12 protein-coding genes are annotated in these 15,771 nt (G+C 72.0%); 8 read left to right on the plus strand and 4 right to left on the minus strand.

Annotated elements, in window-relative coordinates:
• Positions 1 to 82 precede the first annotated feature (82 nt).
• Entirely contained in the window at positions 83 to 1,429 is a 1,347-nt protein-coding gene (locus HNR40_RS09150; RefSeq protein WP_184959823.1) for a transaminase, read from the plus strand.
• On the opposite strand, the gene HNR40_RS09155 is transcribed toward HNR40_RS09150, so the two are convergent.
• Both HNR40_RS09155 and HNR40_RS09160 read right to left on the minus strand, forming a co-directional pair.
• Positions 1,430 to 2,857, minus strand: coding sequence for an MFS transporter (locus HNR40_RS09155; protein ID WP_221340183.1), 1,428 nt, complete (start codon positions 2,855 to 2,857; stop codon positions 1,430 to 1,432).
• Positions 2,858 to 2,882: 25 nt separating this feature from the next.
• Positions 2,883 to 3,326: a MarR family winged helix-turn-helix transcriptional regulator gene (locus HNR40_RS09160; protein ID WP_184959824.1), complete on the minus strand. Its 444-nt coding sequence runs from the start codon at positions 3,324 to 3,326 to the stop codon at positions 2,883 to 2,885.
• A 131-nt stretch (positions 3,327 to 3,457) separates the two neighbouring features.
• Between HNR40_RS09160 and HNR40_RS09165 the strand changes: the two genes are divergently transcribed.
• The 7 genes from HNR40_RS09165 to HNR40_RS09195 are packed head-to-tail and all read left to right on the plus strand — an operon-like array spanning position 3,458 to position 13,402.
• Positions 3,458 to 4,894 carry an amidase gene (locus tag HNR40_RS09165; RefSeq protein WP_184959825.1) on the plus strand — a complete coding sequence of 479 codons (1,437 nt, stop codon included), beginning with the start codon at positions 3,458 to 3,460 and terminating at the stop codon, positions 4,892 to 4,894.
• Entirely contained in the window at positions 4,891 to 6,129 is a 1,239-nt protein-coding gene (locus HNR40_RS09170; protein ID WP_184959826.1) for an alpha/beta hydrolase family protein, read from the plus strand. The genes HNR40_RS09165 and HNR40_RS09170 overlap by 4 nt, the downstream gene beginning before the upstream one ends.
• A gap of 28 nt (positions 6,130 to 6,157) precedes the next feature.
• A complete protein-coding gene (locus HNR40_RS09175) occupies positions 6,158 to 7,525 on the plus strand; it encodes an MFS transporter (protein ID WP_184959828.1) in 1,368 nt (455 codons plus the stop codon).
• 4 nt (positions 7,526 to 7,529) lie between these two features.
• Positions 7,530 to 8,273, plus strand: coding sequence for an SDR family NAD(P)-dependent oxidoreductase (locus tag HNR40_RS09180; RefSeq protein ID WP_184959830.1), 744 nt, complete (start codon positions 7,530 to 7,532; stop codon positions 8,271 to 8,273).
• An 11-nt stretch (positions 8,274 to 8,284) separates the two neighbouring features.
• Positions 8,285 to 9,538, plus strand: a complete 1,254-nt coding sequence (locus HNR40_RS09185; protein WP_184959831.1) for an aminotransferase class V-fold PLP-dependent enzyme — start codon at positions 8,285 to 8,287, stop codon at positions 9,536 to 9,538.
• Complete coding sequence (locus tag HNR40_RS09190) at positions 9,528 to 11,609, plus strand: hydantoinase/oxoprolinase family protein (protein WP_221340184.1); 2,082 nt, start codon at positions 9,528 to 9,530, stop codon at positions 11,607 to 11,609. The genes HNR40_RS09185 and HNR40_RS09190 overlap by 11 nt, the downstream gene beginning before the upstream one ends.
• Positions 11,606 to 13,402, plus strand: a complete 1,797-nt coding sequence (locus HNR40_RS09195) for a hydantoinase B/oxoprolinase family protein (protein WP_221340185.1) — start codon at positions 11,606 to 11,608, stop codon at positions 13,400 to 13,402. The genes HNR40_RS09190 and HNR40_RS09195 overlap by 4 nt, the downstream gene beginning before the upstream one ends.
• Here HNR40_RS09195 and HNR40_RS09200 read toward each other — a convergent pair.
• Positions 13,399 to 14,955, minus strand: a complete 1,557-nt coding sequence (locus HNR40_RS09200) for a dipeptide ABC transporter ATP-binding protein (protein ID WP_184959833.1) — start codon at positions 14,953 to 14,955, stop codon at positions 13,399 to 13,401. The genes HNR40_RS09195 and HNR40_RS09200 overlap by 4 nt on opposite strands.
• Positions 14,952 to 15,767, minus strand: a complete 816-nt coding sequence (locus HNR40_RS09205) for an ABC transporter permease (RefSeq protein ID WP_312896254.1) — start codon at positions 15,765 to 15,767, stop codon at positions 14,952 to 14,954. The genes HNR40_RS09200 and HNR40_RS09205 overlap by 4 nt, the downstream gene beginning before the upstream one ends.
• Between the last annotated feature and the right edge of the window lie 4 nt (positions 15,768 to 15,771).

Below are 15,771 nucleotides of genomic sequence, written 5' to 3' on the forward strand. Positions count from 1 at the left end.
CGACTAGAGTGCCAGCGAAAAGCTTGAAAACATCGAGATCTGGTGTACAGAATGACTGTCTCGTCCATAGGAGGCAGTCACGATGAGCGACGTGTTGAGCGAACTGCTGGCCAGGGAACGGGCCGCGTACGCCGCCCGCAACCCCCGATCGCGCGCGGCGCACGAGCGCGCCGACCATCTGCTGGGCCGGGTGCCGATGACCTGGATGGCCAAGTCGGCCGCGGAGTTCCCGCTGTACCTGGACCGTGCCTCCGGGGCGCGGGTGTGGGACGCCGACGGCCATGAGCTCGTCGACTTCTGCCTGGGCGACACCGGCGCGATGGCGGGGCACTCGCCCGAGGCCACGGTCAAGGCGGTGACCAGGCGCTACGCCGAGCTCGGCGGCGCCACCACGATGATGCCGACCGAGGACGCCGCGGCCGTGGCCGAGGAGCTGACCCGGCGGTTCGGCGTCAGCCGGTGGAGCTTCGCCCTGACCGCCACCGACGCGAACCGGTGGGCGTTGCGGCTGGCCCGCGCGGTCACCGAGCGGCCGAGGGTGCTGGTGATGAGCTTCAGCTACCACGGCAGCGTCGACGAGTCGTTCATCGTGACCGGGCCGGACGGTCCGGTGTCGCGTCCCGGCAACGTGGGCGCGCCGTTCGACGTGACGCGGACCAGCCGGGTGGTCGAGTTCAACGACGTGGAGGCGCTGGAGCGGGAGCTGGCCCCGTGCGACGTGGCCGCCGTGCTGATGGAGCCGGCCATGACCAACATGGGCATCGTGCTGCCCGAGCCGGGTTATCTCGCCGCGGTCCGCGAGCTGACACGGCGGGCGGGAACGCTGCTGATCAACGACGAGACGCACACGGTCTCGGCGGGACCGGGCGGCTGCACGAGGGCGTGGGGGCTGCGGCCCGACGTCGTGACCGTGGGCAAGGCGATCGCCGGCGGGCTGCCCATCGGCGCGTACGGGCTGACCGGCGAGCTGGCCGAGCGGCTGCTGGGGCGCGCTGACCTCGACCTGGTCGACACCGGCGGCGTCGGCGGCACGCTGGCCGGCAACGCGCTGTCGATGGCGGCGGCGCGGGCGACCCTCGGCGAGGTGCTCACCGAGGGCGCCTACGACCGGATGATCGCCCTGTCGGCCCGCTACACCGAGGGCGTCCAGCGGCTCATCGACACCCATGGGCTGCCGTGGGTGGTGACGCGGCTCGGCGCGCGCTCCGAGTACCGGTTCATGGCGCCGGGGCCGCGCAACGGCACCGAGTCCTACCTGTCGACCGACGCCGAGCTCGAGGACTACCTCCACCTCTATCTGCTCAACCGGGGCGTGATGCTGACGCCGTTCCACAACATGGCCCTGATGTGCCCCGACACCACCGAGGCCGACGTCGATCTGCACCTGGAGATCCTCGGCGCCGCGGTGGCCGCACTGCCCACAGCTTGATCAGGCGCGCAGGGGGACCGCCTTGATCGCCAGTGCGGCCAGCAGGCTGATCGTGGCCAGCCCGGCCGACACGGCGAAGACGGTCCCCGTCGCCCCGGCATAGGCATCGCGTACGGCGGGGCCGTACCCCTGGGCGGAGCTCACGGCGTGCGTGACGATCGCGCCCAGCACGGACATGCCCATCACCCCGCCGAGCGAGCGGAAGAACGACACCGACGCGCTCGCCGCGCCGACCCGGTCGGCGGGCGCGCCGTTCTGGACGGCAAGCACGTAGTTCTGCATCACGACCCCGATGCCGAGACCGACGAGGACGGTCGATGCGACGACATACCAGAGGGGCGGCCCCGAGCCGAGGACCGCCAGCATCGCCAGGCCGCCGGCCAGCGCGGCCGAGCCGCCCACGAGAAAGCCCTTCCAGCGTCCGAACCGGGTGATGAGGTGACCGGAGCCGAGCGAGGCGAGCGTGGTGCTCACCATCATGGGCATGCACAGCAGCCCGGCCTCGGTCGGCGAGTAGCCGCGGGCGAGCTGGAAGTACTGGCTGATGAAGACGATGGAGCTGAACATGACCATCCCCACGGCCGCGCTCCCGGCGATCGCGAGCGCGGTGGTGCGCCGGCGCAGCAGGGACAGCGGTACGACGGGGTCGGGGTGCCGCCGTTCGGCGAGGTACAGAAGGACACCGGCGACGAACGTGCCGGCCAGGCACGCGGCGCTCTGCCAGGACACCCACGGGAAGGCGCGGCCGGCGAAGGTCACCCACACCGCGGGAGTCATGGCGGTCACGGTGGTCAGCAGCGCGCCGAGGTAGTCGACGCGGGCCTCGCTCCGGATCCAGGGCACGCGCAGGTATCTGTTCAGGATGACCAGGCTCACCACCGCGAAGGGGACAACTACGAAGAAGCACCAGCGCCAGCCCAGCCAGGCGGTGTCGACGATCGCCCCGCCGATCAGCGGTCCGCACAGGGTGCCGAGGGCCATCACGGTGGCGATGTAGCCGCCGTAGCGCCCGCCCTGCCGCGGCGGGACGATGCCGGCCACGATGGCCTGCGCCGTCGCCAGTAACCCGCCCATCGCGACGCCCTGTACGGCGCGCATGCCGATGAGCATCTCGATGGTGGGGGACGTCCCGGCGGCCACCGACCCGGCGGCGAACAGCGCCAGCGCCGCCTGGACGACCTTGCGCTTGTCGAACTGGTCGGCCAGCCGCCCCCACAACGGGATGCTGACGGTCATCGTGAGCAGGGAGGTGGCCACGAGCCAGGTGTACTGCGCCTGGCTTCCGCCGAGAGCGGTCACGATCGACGGCACCGCGTTGGTGACGATCAGCGTGCTGGACACGGCGGAGAACAGGGCGAGTAGCAACCCGGCCAGGGCCTTCAGGATCTCGCGCTCGGACAGCCGGGAGGAGGGAGCATCTAGTTCCATGCTTTAACTATATGGACATGTCGCACTACTTGGCAGGGCCGAAGTCCTTGTCGGCCTGCTCGTCGAGGGCCGCGTCGAGCGCCTCGCTGTTGAGCACCTTCAGGACCTCCTGGGCGTCGCCGAGCACGTCCTGGAAACGCTCGACGAGCAGGCGGTTCACGGTGTCCAGGACCTCGTGCCCGTGCCGGGTGACGTCGAAGACCACGCCGCGCCCGTCGGAGGCCAGCCCGCCGCGCTCGATCAGGCCGCTCTTGACCATCCCGTTGGTGAGGGCGGAGATGGCCGGCCTGCTGACGGCCGTGTACCTGGCCAGCTCGTAGGCCCGTTGCCGACCGGCGGCCGCGCTGGTCAGGGCCCGGTACTGCGGCATGGTCAGGCCGCCCTCCTCGCACGCCTGCTGGGCGATGCGGGCCAGGCGGACGATCGTCCGGACGGCGGCGAGCAGGTCGGCGTCCATGCCCTTGTCCATGTCTCTCCTTCACACTGCGTCCCTGATCGGCCACAGCCTAATTCAATGGATTGGGGCGCTCTGCCCCATTGCGCACGACGAGAAAGTGGCTACACTCCCCATATGATTAAAGCACTTAACTACTTCTGGCCATGGGCGGCCGGGTAACGCCAGCCGGCCTGGACGCACTGGCCCAGGCCGAACTCGTCCGCACCCGCCAGGTCACCCCGGCCGAGCTGCTGGACGACACGATCGACCGCATCGAGAAGACGAACCCGGCGATCAACGCAATCGTCACCAAGATGTACGACGAGGCCCGCGAGACGCTGGCCGCCCCACTGCCGGAAGGGCCGTTCACCGGCGTGCCGTTCCTTCTGAAGGACGGCGGCGGCGTGGCCTACGCGGGAGTGCCGATGACCTCCGCCAGCAGGTTCCTGGCCGACTACGTCCCCGACCGGGACGGCGAGCTCACCCGCAGGTACAAGGCCGCCGGGCTCGTGGTCTGCGGCAAGACCAACCTGCCCGAGTTCGGGCTCCAGCCGACCACCGAACCGGAGCTGTTCGGCCCCACCAGGAACCCCTGGGACCCTGACCTGTCGGCCGGCGGCTCCAGCGGCGGCGCGGCCGCGGCGGTCGCGGCCCGCATGGTCACGATGGCCAACGCCAGCGACAGCGGCGGGTCCATCCGGGTGCCGGCCTCGTGCTGCGGCGTGTTCGGGATGAAGCCGACCCGGTTGCGCATCGCCTCCGCCCGCAGGCGGGCCGGGGTCTCCATGCGCATCGCGGTGCTGAGCGAACACGCGATCACGCTCAGCGTCCGCGACTGCGCGGCCCTGCTCGACGCCACCGCCGGACCGCTGCCCGGCGACCCCTTCGTCGCACCCCCGCCACCCCGCCCGTACCTGGAGGAGACCAGAACCGACCCCGGCAGGCTGCGGATCGTCTTCACCAGGCAGTCACTCGTCGGCGCGCCGATCCACCCGGACGCCGTCGCGGCCGTGGAGGACGCGGCCCGCCTGTGCGAGAGCCTCGGCCACCACGTGGAGGAGGGCACGCCCCGGCTGGGCTCCGATCTGGCCAGGCCGTTCACGACCGTCTCCGCGGGCGGTCTGGCCTGGGACATCGCCCACCTCGAACGCGTCACCGGCAAGAAGGCCCGGCCTGAGGACTTCGAGGCGGCCACCTGGGCCATGATCGAGAAGGGCCGGTCCGGCTCGACCAGCCTGATCGACTACATGGACGCGCTAGCCGAGCTGCAGACCCTCTGCGACGACCTGGCCGCCTTCCAGGCGCCTTACGATCTCTGGCTCACGCCCGCCACCGCCTCCCCGGCCCCGCCGCTGGGCGCGTTCGCCACCGGCGGGCTCGCCGCCATGGGCGCATTCCTGCAGTTCACCACGCTCATCAACATCACCGGCCAGCCGGCCGTGTCGATCCCGCTCTACTGGAACTCCGCCGGGGTCCCGCTCGGCGCCCACTTCGTCGCGCCCTACGGCGACGAAGGCATGCTCTTCCGTCTCGCCGCCCAGCTCGAGGCCGCGCGCCCCTGGGCCGCGCGGGCCCCCCACCAAGCCGAGAGGTTCTCATGACGACGTCCACCGACACCCGGCCCAATCCGTACTTCCCCGGCGACCACTGGACCTCGCACGTGTTCATCGCCAACGAGGTGATGGACGACCAGATCAAGCACACGCTCGGCATGATGTTCTTCGGCATGTCCGACCTCGGCGAATGCCTGGAGGCGGCGGCGAAGGTCCGGCTCGACGACGAGGAGAGCTGGGTCACGGCCTGGTCCGACGTGGCCTTGCGGCTGCAGCGGCGGGCCGAGGCGGCCGAGCGGAAGGGGCGGCTGGTCAGCGCGGCCGACGCCTACCTGCGGGCCTCGACGTACTGGCGCACCTCGCTGCTGCACTTCAGCTTCCCCGACGACCCCAGGGTCAGGGGGAACGCGGTCGCGGCCTACGCCTGTTACGACCGCTACCTGGAGCTGTCGGACTATCCGGGACAGCTGCTCAAGATTCCCTACCAGGACAGCTTCCTGCCCTCCTACCTCTACCGTTCCCCGCTGGCCAAGGGGCCGGCGCCGCTGCTGATCTTCTTCCAGGGGCGGGACGCCTGGGCGGAGGACACCCGCTGGGTCTACGACAACGCGATCCGGCGTGGCTACCACTGCCTCGCCGTACAGGGACCTGGGCAGGGTGCGGCGCTGCGCGTCAACAACCTCCACTTCCGCCACGACTGGGAGAACGTCGTCTCCCCCATCGTGGACGTGGCCGAGAAGCTCGACGGCGTCGACCGCGAGCGCATCGGCCTCATGGGACTGAGCTTCGGCGGCTACCTCGCGCCCCGGGCGGCGGCGTTCGAGTCCCGGCTGAAGGTGTGCGTGGCCAACCCGGGCGTGCTGAAGTGGGGCGCCTCCATCAAGGAGAACCTGCCGGAGACGATCGGCCAGGCCCTGGAGGAGGGGCCCGACGCGTTCAACGCCGCGGCGGCCGCCCTCAGTGAGGCCTCGCCGCTGGCCGACTGGTTCATCCGCGACTCCTCCTGGAAGCACGGCGTGCAGACGCCGTACGAGCTGTTCAAGGAGCTCGACGCCTGCGACCTGACCGACGTGGCCGGGCAGATCACCTGCCGCACGCTGGTCATGGACGGCACCGAGGAGCGGTTCTCCGCAGGACACGCCGAGCAGCTCTATGACGCGCTGACCTGCCCGAAGGACTTCCTGCTCTTCGACGCGGACTCGACCGCGCAGCTGCACTGCCAGACCGGCGGCACCGCGACGGCAGCCGAGTTCACCTTCGACTGGCTGGACGAGCACCTCTAAACGGCGCCGTGAAGGAAGAGGGCGACCCATGACCGCCGCCGATGCGCCGGATCCGTCCGAACCCGTCGTCCTGCCGGACGACCTGCTGCCCGGTGCCGAAGCCACGGAGCCGGGACTGCTCGACACACTCCGCCACGGCGGCTGGTCGCTCTGCGCGACCGCCATCCCGCTCGTGGCCCTCGAACAACTCACCCGCGACGCGACCACCACGCTGGCGCCGGACATCAGGGACTACTTCGGCATCTCCGCCGGCTTCCTCACCGCGATGGCCGGGCTGTCGGGGGTGGCGCTGACGGTCGGCGGCATTCCGATGGCGTGGCTGGCCGACCGGGTCAACCGCAAGCATCTCGTGGTCGCCTCGGCCGTGCTGGGCACGTGCGCGCTGACGCTGGCCGGGCTGGCGCAGGACACCTGGCAACTGCTCGTGGCCTACCTGCTGACCGGCGTCGCCGCCGCGTACTCCAACCCGGTCTTCCTGTCGATGTTGTCCGACGGCTACCCCGTCCAGGGGCGCGGCCGGATCCTGTCGCTGCACGCCATGGCCACTCCGCTGGGACAGGCGCTGGGCCCGGCCCTGGCCGGTGGGGTGGCCGGGCTCGTGGGCGGGCCGCAGGCGTGGCGGTGGGCGTACTTCGCGCTCGCCGTGCCGTACGCGCTGGCCGCCATCGCCGCGGCCGTCTTCCTCAGGGAGCCCGGCCGGGGCCGGGCCGAGCAACACCTGTTCTCCGGTACGGCCGGCCCGCCGGTGGGCATCTTGCAGGCGTTCCGGGAGATGATGCGGGTCAAGACCTTCGTCCACATGTGCGTGGGCATCGGGGTCCTCGGCCTGGCCCTGGCCACGCTCCCCCTCCAGATGTCGATCCTGCTCGGCGACGAGTACGGGTTCGACGCCTCAGCCCGGGGCGTCGTCTTCTCCCTGGCCCAGATCCCGGTCATCGCCGCGATGATCATCACCGGGCACCACTTCGACCGCTCCTACCGGCGCCAACCGGAACGGATCATGCACCTGGCCGGCTTCGCCATGCTGGCCTTCGGCGGGCTCGTGCTCGTCGGCGTCTGGTTCCCGTCGGTCTGGCCCCTGCTCACCTTCTACGTGCTGGCCTGCATGTGCAGCGGCATCGCGCTCACCGCGGTCAACCCGCTGATCGCCTCGGTCACCCCGCCCCGGGTGCGTACCCAGGCGTTCGCGATCCTGCCGGTGTTCACCTTCCTCATGGGCGGCTTCCTCGGGTCGGTCTTCGCCGGTTTCGTCGCCGACTCCTTCGGGCCGCGCATGGCGCTGACGGTGGTCATGCCGCTGTCGGCGTTCGCCGCCGGATACGTCTTCCTCCACAGCGCCCGCTACCTGCGGCCGGACATCGCCGCGGCGCTGACAGAACTCACCAGAAGGGCGTGACAGCATGTTCGACCTGTCAGGCAAGGTCGCCGTGGTCACCGGCGCCAGCTCCGGCATCGGGGCGGAGATCGCCCGCGCGGCCGGCGCGGCCGGGGCCCACGTGGTCCTGGCCGGCCGCTCCGAGTCCCGGCTGGAGGAGGCCGCGAAGGCGGTGACCGCCGCCGGGGCCGACGCGGCCACCGTGGCCGTGGACCTGCGCGCCGACGACGCGCCGGAGGCGATCGTCGCGGCGGCGCTGGCCCGGTTCGGCCGGATCGACGTCCTGGTCCACTCAGCCGGGATCTACACGCAGGCGTCGCTGGAGGAGACCACCGACGAGGTGTTCGACGACCAGTGGACGATCAACGTGCGGGCGCCCTTCCGGCTCACCCGGGCGGTCCGGCCCCACCTCGGCCGCGGAGCCTCGATCATCTTCGTCTCGTCCATGTCGGGGCACGTCGGCTCGCCCAACGACAGCGCATACTGCGCCTCCAAGGGCGCCATTGAGCTCATGGTCAAGGCCCTGGCCACGGAGCTGGCGCCCGCCGGGATCCGGGTCAACGCGGTCGCGCCGGGCAACGTGCACACCCCGATCAACCAGGAGCTGATCACCGCCGAGGTGGAGCGGGAGATCGTGGCAGCCACCCCGGCCGGGCGCATCGGGCTGGTCCACGACATCAGCCCGGCGGTCGTGTTCCTGGCCTCCGACGCCGCGGCGTACGTGGTCGGCGCGAGCCTGCCCGTCGACGGCGGCTTCATCGCCCAGTAAAGGAGTTTGGCATGACCCGTTTTCCCAGTGGCGTCGGATCCGACGACTGGCACCGCGAACTCGACCGGCTGGAGCTGGTCTCCCGTTTCCACGAGACCGCGCGCAACCTTTTCGACGAGGGCCCGCACCTGGTGTCGACACCCGATCTGCCCTGGGGAGACGCGGTCCGCGAGGCGTCGGTGGAGGCGTACCGCCGCTTCGTCCACGGCGAGACCTGGATCACCGGCGGCGGCGCGCGCGAGATGGAAGCCGAGATCGTGCGGTGGATGGGCCGCCTGCTCGGCGCCGAGGAACCGGCCGGTTTCGTGACGTCCGGCGGCTCGGAGTCCAACATGTGCGCCATCCTGACCGCCAGGCAGTTGTCCGGGCGGCGTACCGGAAGCGTCGTCTATCCCGACAACGGCCACTACTCCCTGCCCAAGCTGTGCGCGATGTTCGGCCTCGACCCGGTGCCCGTCCCCGCTCCCGCCGAGGGGCTGCACCTGGTGGACCCGGCCGCCATCGAGGCGGCGATCCGCCCGGACACCATCGCCATCATCGCCACCGCCGGCACCTGGGCCTATGGCAGCATCGACCCGATCGAGGCGATGAGCGAGATCGCGCTCAGGCGGGGCCTGTACCTGCACGTCGACGGCGCGTTCGGCGGCTACATCCTGCCCTTCCTGGAGCGTTCCGGTTACGACCCGGGCATCCCGCCCTGGGACTTCCGCCTGCCCGGCGTCTGCTCGATCAGCGCCGACCTGCACAAGAACGGCATGGCCCCGCCACCGGCCGGCACGTTGTTCTTCCGCGACGCCTCCCTGCTCGCCGCGGCGAAGGAGATCTGCCCGCCCAACGGCACGATGTCGGGCACCCGGGGCACCGGGCCCATCGCGGGCGCCTGGACCATGGTCAAGCTCCTGGGCGAGCCCGGCTACACCGCCGTCTCCCTGGCGTCGATGGCCATGCGCGACGAACTGGCCGAGGGCGTGGCCAAGATCGACGGCCTGCGGGTGCATCCCGGGTCGCGGATCAACATGTCGCTCATCCATTCCGACACCCTCGACCTGCGACCGGCCGCCGACGAACTGCGGGCGCGCGGGTGGATGTTCGCCGCCCGCGTGGTGCCGGCCCCGGTCGGCATCGTCGTGGTGCCCATGCCGCACAACCATGGGCAGATCCCCCACTTCCTCGACGATCTTCGCGATGCGGTACGGCTGGCCGTACCCCTGACCGGCGACGCGGCCGAGGCCGAGCGAGAGAGCGTGTCCAGCTATGGCTTCTGAAGCCTCCCTGCGGGTGTCGGTGGACATCGGCGGGACCTTCACCGATCTGGTGGTGGAACGCGAGGCCCGCCTGCGCCTGTTCAAGTCGCCGACGGTGCCGGACGACCCGGTGCTCGGCATCCTGAACGTCCTGGGCATGGCCGCCGCGGCCGACGGCGTGCCGCTGGAGGCGTTCCTGGGCCGGGTCGGGTCGTTCGCGCACGCGACCACCCGCGGCCTGAACGCCGTCCTCACCGGCGCCACGGCCCGCACGGCGCTGCTCACCACCGCCGGTCATCCGGACGTCCTGCTGTTGCGCGAGGGCGGCAGGCGGGATCCGTTCGACTTCACCACGCCCTTCCCCGAGCCGTACGTCCCGCGCTCGCTCACCTTCGAGGTGGACGAACGCGTCTCCGCCACCGGCGCGGTCCTGCGGCCGCTCGACCTGGCGGCGCTGGAGCGCACCTGCGGGCTGCTGATCGAGGCGGAGGTCGAGGCGGTCGCGGTCTGCCTGCTGTGGGCCACGGTCAACCCGGCCCACGAGCAGGCCGTGGGCGAGGTGCTCACGCGCCGGCTGCCCGGGGTGCCGCACACGCTCTCGCACGCGCTCAACCCGTCCCTGCGCGAGTACCGGCGGGCCTCGTCCACGGCCATCGACGCCTCGCTCAAGCCGTTGATGAGCGCCTACTTCGACGGGCTCACCGCCCGGCTGCGCGCGGCCGGGCTGACCGGCCGCGTCCTGATGGTCACCTCCGCCGGCGGCGTCGCCGACGTGGCCGACGCCATCGCCATGCCGATTCTCACGATCAACTCGGGACCGTCGATGGCGCCGGTGGCCGGCCGCGCCTACGCCTTCACCGACCTGGGCGCGGACGAGGTGATCGTCGCGGACGCCGGCGGCACCACCTACGACGTGACGCTGGTGCGCAAGGGCGAGATCCCCTCGACCCGCTCGGCGTGGGTGGGCGCGGAGGGCACCGGGCACATGACCGGCCTGGCGTCCATCGACGTCAAGAGCGTCGGCGCGGGCGGCGGCAGCATCGCCTGGGTGGACTCCGGCGGCCTGTTGCACGTCGGCCCGCGGAGCGCGGGCTCGGTGCCGGGCCCCGCCTGTTACGGTCGCGGGGGCACCGCGGCCACCGTGACCGATGCCGCGCTGGTCCTGGGCTACCTGGACCCGGACTCCTTCTCCAACGGCTCGATGACCCTGGACCCGGCCGCCGCCCTGGCCGCGGTCACCCGGGACGTCGGCGGGCCGCTCGGGCTCGATCCGGTCGGCGCGGCCCGGGCGATCCTGGAGCTGACCACCGAGCAGATGGTCCGCGCCATCGAGGAGATCACCCTGCAGCAGGGCATCGATCCCGGCCGCGCCGTCCTGGTGGGCGGTGGCGGAGCGGCCGGGCTCAACGCGGTCGCGGTGGCCGCCCGCCTGGGCAGCCGCAGCCTGGTCGTTCCCGCCGTGGGCGCCGCCCTCGCCGCGGCCGGCGCCCTCATGTCCGACCTCACCGCGGTGTACTCCGCCACGGTCCCTGCCGTGACCAGCGCCTTCGACACCGGGAAGGTCAACCGCGCGCTCGCCGGCCTGCTCGCCCGCTGCCGCGAGTTCGTCGCCAGGATGCCGGGCTCCGGCGCCTCCATCACGCTGTACGCCGAAGCGCGCTACCCGCAGCAGATCTGGGAACTCGAGGTCCCGTTGCGCGTACGCGCCTTCGAACCCGGCGACGTCGAGGAGTTCGAGACCGACTTCCACGCCATGCACCGGCAGATCCTCGGCATCGCCGACGAGGCGTCGCCGGTGGAGGTGGTGAGCTGGGACGCGAGGGTACGCGTCGCGCTGCCCGGCTCCGGCGCCACGCTGACGACCCGGCTCGCCGATCCACGACGCCCGTCGATGCGGCGGGCCTTCGTGGCCGGTCACGGCATGACCGACGTCCCCGTACGGCCCCTGGCCACGATCGCGCCGGGCGAACGGGTGCCGGGACCGGTGCTCGTCGAGTCGCCGTTCACCACCGTGGTGATCGCCGACACCACCAGCACGGCGGAGCTGGGACCCTCCGGCTCCCTGATCATCAATGGAGGTGACGCCGCGTGACCAGCGTGGAAGCCCCGGCGCCGGGCCGTACCGGAGAACGGCTGGACGGAGCCAGGCTCGCGGTGCTCAGCCACCGCTTCGAGGCCATCGTGCGCCGGATGTCGAACACCCTGGCCCGCTCGGGACGCTCCGGCGTGCTGAACACCGCCAGGGACTTCTCCTGCTGCGTGCTCACCGCGGCCGGCGAGGTGCTGATGACCGGCGACAGCCCGCCGATCCACGTGATGGGCGGCCCTGACCTGCAGGCCAGGTCGATGCTGGAGTTCTATCCCCGGCCACGGGCGGGTGACGCGTTCCTGCACAACTCGCCCTACCACGGCAACACGCACGCGGCCGACCACTCCATCCTGGTGCCGGTGGTGGACGACGACGGCGTGCACCGCTTCACCGTGCTGGCCAAGGCCCATCAGGCGGACTGCGGCAACTCGGTGCCCACCACGTACATGGCCAGCGCCCGCGACGTGTACGAGGAGGGGGCGCTGATCTTCCCGGTCGTCCGCGTGCAGGACGCCTACGCCGACTGCGCGGACATCCTGCGCATGTGCGAGATGCGCATCAGGGTGCCCGAGCAGTGGCGCGGCGACTATCTCGCGGTCCTGGGCAGCGCCCGCATCGGCGAGCGCGCGCTGCTCCAGCTCGCCGACGAGGTCGGCTGGAACACGCTGAGCGGCTTCGCCCGCGACTGGCTCGACTACGGCGAGGCCCGCATGGACGCGGCCATCCGCGCGCTGCCCGAAGGCGTGGCGACCACCGCGACCCGGCACGATCCTTTCCCCGGCGTGCCCGACGGTGTGCCGATCCAGGCCACGGTGGCAGTCCGCCCGGACGCGGGCATGATCGAGGTCGATCTGCGCGACAACCCCGACTGCGTGCCGTCCGGCCTCAACCTCAGCGAGGCGTCGTCGCGTACGGCCGCGCTCATCGGCGTCTTCAACAGCATCGACCACACCGTCCCGCACAACCAGGGCAGCTTCCGCCGCGTGCGGGTGCGCCTGCGCGACAACTGCGTCGTCGGCATCCCGCGCCACCCCTTCAGCTGTTCGGTGGCCACCACGAACCTGGCCAACCGGGTGGGCAACATCGTCCAGCGCGCGATGGCCGAGATCGGGACGGACATGGGGCTGGCGGAGGTCGGCTCCGGCATGTCGCCGTCCGAGGCGGTCGTGTCCGGCGTCGACGAGCGGACCGGCGCGCCGTTCGTCAACCAGATCTTCATCGGCCCCAACGGCGGCGCCGGCGGACCGGCGGCCGACGGCTGGCTGACCATGAGCGACCTCGGCAGCGGTGGCACGCTGCTGCTGGACAGCGTGGAGATCGACGAGCTCAAACAGCCGATCGTCATCCACCGGCGGCATCTCGCGCCCGACACGGAAGGCGCGGGCCGGCATCGCGGCGCGCCTGGGCTGGAGGTCGAGTACGGCCCGCTCGGCGGCACGATCGCGGCCATCTACGCCAACGACGGCTCGATCAACCCGATGATGGGCGCCGGAGGCGGCCTGCCCGGCGCCCCGTCGGCCCAGCTCAAGCGGGAGCGCGACGGGACGCTGCGCCCGGTGGACATCTGCGGCCCGGTCCACGTCGAGGACGGCGAACGCCTGCTCGCCCGTACCAGCGGCGGCGGCGGGTACGGTCCCCCGCACACCCGCGAGCCCGAGGCGGTGGCCCGCGACGTGCGCGAGGGCTGGATCACCGCGGCGCGGGCCCGCGAGGTCTACCTGGTCGCCCTCGACGCAGACGGCCACCCGGACCCGGCCGGGACGGCCCGCCTGCGCTCCGCTCAGGTGTCTGACTAGAGGGTGGAGAGTTCCAGGCGGGGCACGGCGGCCATCAACGCCTGGGTGTAGGGGTGGCGGGGCCGGGTGAACACCTCCTCGACGTCGCCCTCCTCCACCACCCGGCCGTCCTTCATGACCAGCACCCGGTCGGCGATGGCGGCGACCACGGCCAGGTCGTGGGAGATGAACACGATCGCGGTACCGTACTCGGCCTGGATGTCGGCGAGCAGGTCGAGGACCTGCGCCTGGATGGACACGTCGAGAGCGGAGACCGGTTCGTCGCAGACCAGCACGTCGGGCCGGGGACCGAGGGCGCGGGCGATGGCGACGCGCTGGCGCTGGCCGCCGGACAGCACGCGGGGGCTCAGGGCGGCCGTCTCCGGCGGCAGCCCGACGCGGGCCAGCAGGTCGAGCACCCGCGCGAACCGCTCGGCCCTGGGCAGGCGGAGCGGTTCGGCGATGAGGCGGCCGACGGTGTGGCGGGGGTCGAAGGAGTCGAGCGGGCTCTGGGAGATGAGCTGGATCCTGGGCCGGAGCGGGCGGCGTTCGCGTTCCCGCAGCTGAGTCCAGGGCTCCCGGTGCAGGGTGGCGTGGCCCTGATCGGGTTCGAGAAGGGCGAGTGCCAGGCGGGCGAGCGTGGTCTTGCCCGACCCGGACTCGCCCACGACGCCGAGCGTCTCGCCCTTGTGGAGGGCGAAGGAGACGTCGTGGACGACGCGGCGGGAGCCGTACGAGCGAGTGAGATTTATGCCCGCGAGGGCCTGAACGGACAGGTCGGGGGCGGGGCGGGTCGCCCGGGAGGTCGCGGACGGCACGGCGGCCAGCAGCGATCGGGTGTAGTCGTGCCTGGGCGCGGCCAGCACCTCGCGCGCGGGCCCCTCCTCCACGATCCGGCCGTCCTTCATGACCAGGATGCGGTCGGCGATCGCGGCGACCACGGCCAGGTCGTGGCTGATGAGCAGCAGCGCGGTGCCCGCGGCCCTGCGCTCGGCGAGCAGGCGCAGGATCTGGGCCTGGATCGTGACGTCGAGCGCGGTGGTGGGCTCGTCGGCGATGATCAGTTGCGGGTCGGCGGCGATGGCCGAGGCGATGAGCGCCCGCTGGCGCAGCCCGCCGGAGAGCTGGTGCGGGTACTGCCCGGCCCGGGTCCGCGGTTCTGGCACGCCGACCGCGTCGAGCAGTTCGGCCACCCGGTCCGCGCGGCGGGCCCGGGGCACGACGTCGTGCAGGGCGAGCACCTCGGCGATCTCGGCGCCCACGGTGCGCAGCGGGTCGAGCGAGACCAGCGCGTCCTGGAGGACGAGCCCGGCGAACCTGCCGCGCAGCCGCCGCCAGTCGCCGGTGGTGAAGGCGCGGGCGTCCCGGCCCGTGACGCGGAACGTCCCAGCTTGGACGGCCGAGCCGGGTCCGGCCAGGCCGAGCAGGGTCCGCGCGGTGACGCTCTTGCCGGACCCGGACTCGCCGACGATCGCCACGCACTCGCCGGGCTCGATCGACAGGGAGACGCCGTGGACGACCTCGGCGGGCCCGAAGCTCACCCGCAGATCCTCCACGGTCACCAGTGAGGTCATGGTTTTCTCCCCTCGAAGCGGCGTTGCGGGCGGCGGCCGACGACGGTCAGGCAGACGACGGTGAGCGTGATCGCCAGGCCCGGGAAGAGCGCCTCCCACCAGGCGACCCGCAGGTAGTTGCGGGCCTCGGAGAGCATCGCGCCCCACTCGGCGGCGGGCGGCTGCGGCCCCATGCCGAGGAAGCTGAGCCCGGCGCTCGCGATGACGGCCTGGCCGAGGCCGATCGTGGCGAGTACGGGGATCGGGCCGAGCACGTTGGGCAGCACGTGCCCGGCGATGATCGCCAGGCGGGAGCGGCCGAAGGTGAGCGCCTGCTCGACATAGCCGGAGTGGCGCACGACGAAGGTCTGGGCGCGGATCACCCGGGCGTAGTTCGGGATCTGCGCGATCGCGATGGCGAAGATGACGTTGACGGTGCCGGGCCCGGTGATCGCCACCACCAGGAGGGCGAGCAGCAGTTCGGGCAGCGTGGACAGCACGTCGAACGAGCGGGCCAGCGCCTCGTCGAGCCACTTCGGCGACAGCCCGGCGGCGAGACCGAGCAGCGTGCCGCAGGCGACGGCCAAGAGGGAGGCGGCGAGGCCGATGCTGAGGGAGTGGCGGGCGCCGTGGACGACTCGGGCCAGCACGTCGCGGCCGAGGTGGTCGGTGCCGAACCAGTGATCGGCGTTGGGCGGGGCCAGCGCGTTCAACGGGTCGGCGGCCAGCGGATCGGCGGCGGTGAGCAGGACCGGCACGGCCACCGCCAGGGCGAGCACGGCGAGGAACACCACCGGCACGTGTGAGAGCTTGGGCCCTGAACGGGCGAGCACGTGT

The organism is Nonomuraea endophytica (assembly GCF_014203235.1).
In the GTDB taxonomy this organism is placed as follows: domain Bacteria; phylum Actinomycetota; class Actinomycetes; order Streptosporangiales; family Streptosporangiaceae; genus Nonomuraea; species Nonomuraea endophytica.

What these genes read in the sequence shown, in the direction of transcription:
- HNR40_RS09150 (WP_184959823.1), top strand. Translation starts at nt 83, where the DNA reads ATGAGCGACGTGTTGAGCGAACTGCTGGCCAGGGAACGGGCCGCGTAC.
- HNR40_RS09155 (WP_221340183.1), bottom strand. Translation starts at nt 2,857, where the DNA reads ATGGAACTAGATGCTCCCTCCTCCCGGCTGTCCGAGCGCGAGATCCTG.
- HNR40_RS09160 (WP_184959824.1), bottom strand. Translation starts at nt 3,326, where the DNA reads ATGGACAAGGGCATGGACGCCGACCTGCTCGCCGCCGTCCGGACGATC.
- HNR40_RS09165 (WP_184959825.1), top strand. Translation starts at nt 3,458, where the DNA reads ATGGGCGGCCGGGTAACGCCAGCCGGCCTGGACGCACTGGCCCAGGCC.
- HNR40_RS09170 (WP_184959826.1), top strand. Translation starts at nt 4,891, where the DNA reads ATGACGACGTCCACCGACACCCGGCCCAATCCGTACTTCCCCGGCGAC.
- HNR40_RS09175 (WP_184959828.1), top strand. Translation starts at nt 6,158, where the DNA reads ATGACCGCCGCCGATGCGCCGGATCCGTCCGAACCCGTCGTCCTGCCG.
- HNR40_RS09180 (WP_184959830.1), top strand. Translation starts at nt 7,530, where the DNA reads ATGTTCGACCTGTCAGGCAAGGTCGCCGTGGTCACCGGCGCCAGCTCC.
- HNR40_RS09185 (WP_184959831.1), top strand. Translation starts at nt 8,285, where the DNA reads ATGACCCGTTTTCCCAGTGGCGTCGGATCCGACGACTGGCACCGCGAA.
- HNR40_RS09190 (WP_221340184.1), top strand. Translation starts at nt 9,528, where the DNA reads ATGGCTTCTGAAGCCTCCCTGCGGGTGTCGGTGGACATCGGCGGGACC.
- HNR40_RS09200 (WP_184959833.1), bottom strand. Translation starts at nt 14,955, where the DNA reads ATGACCTCACTGGTGACCGTGGAGGATCTGCGGGTGAGCTTCGGGCCC.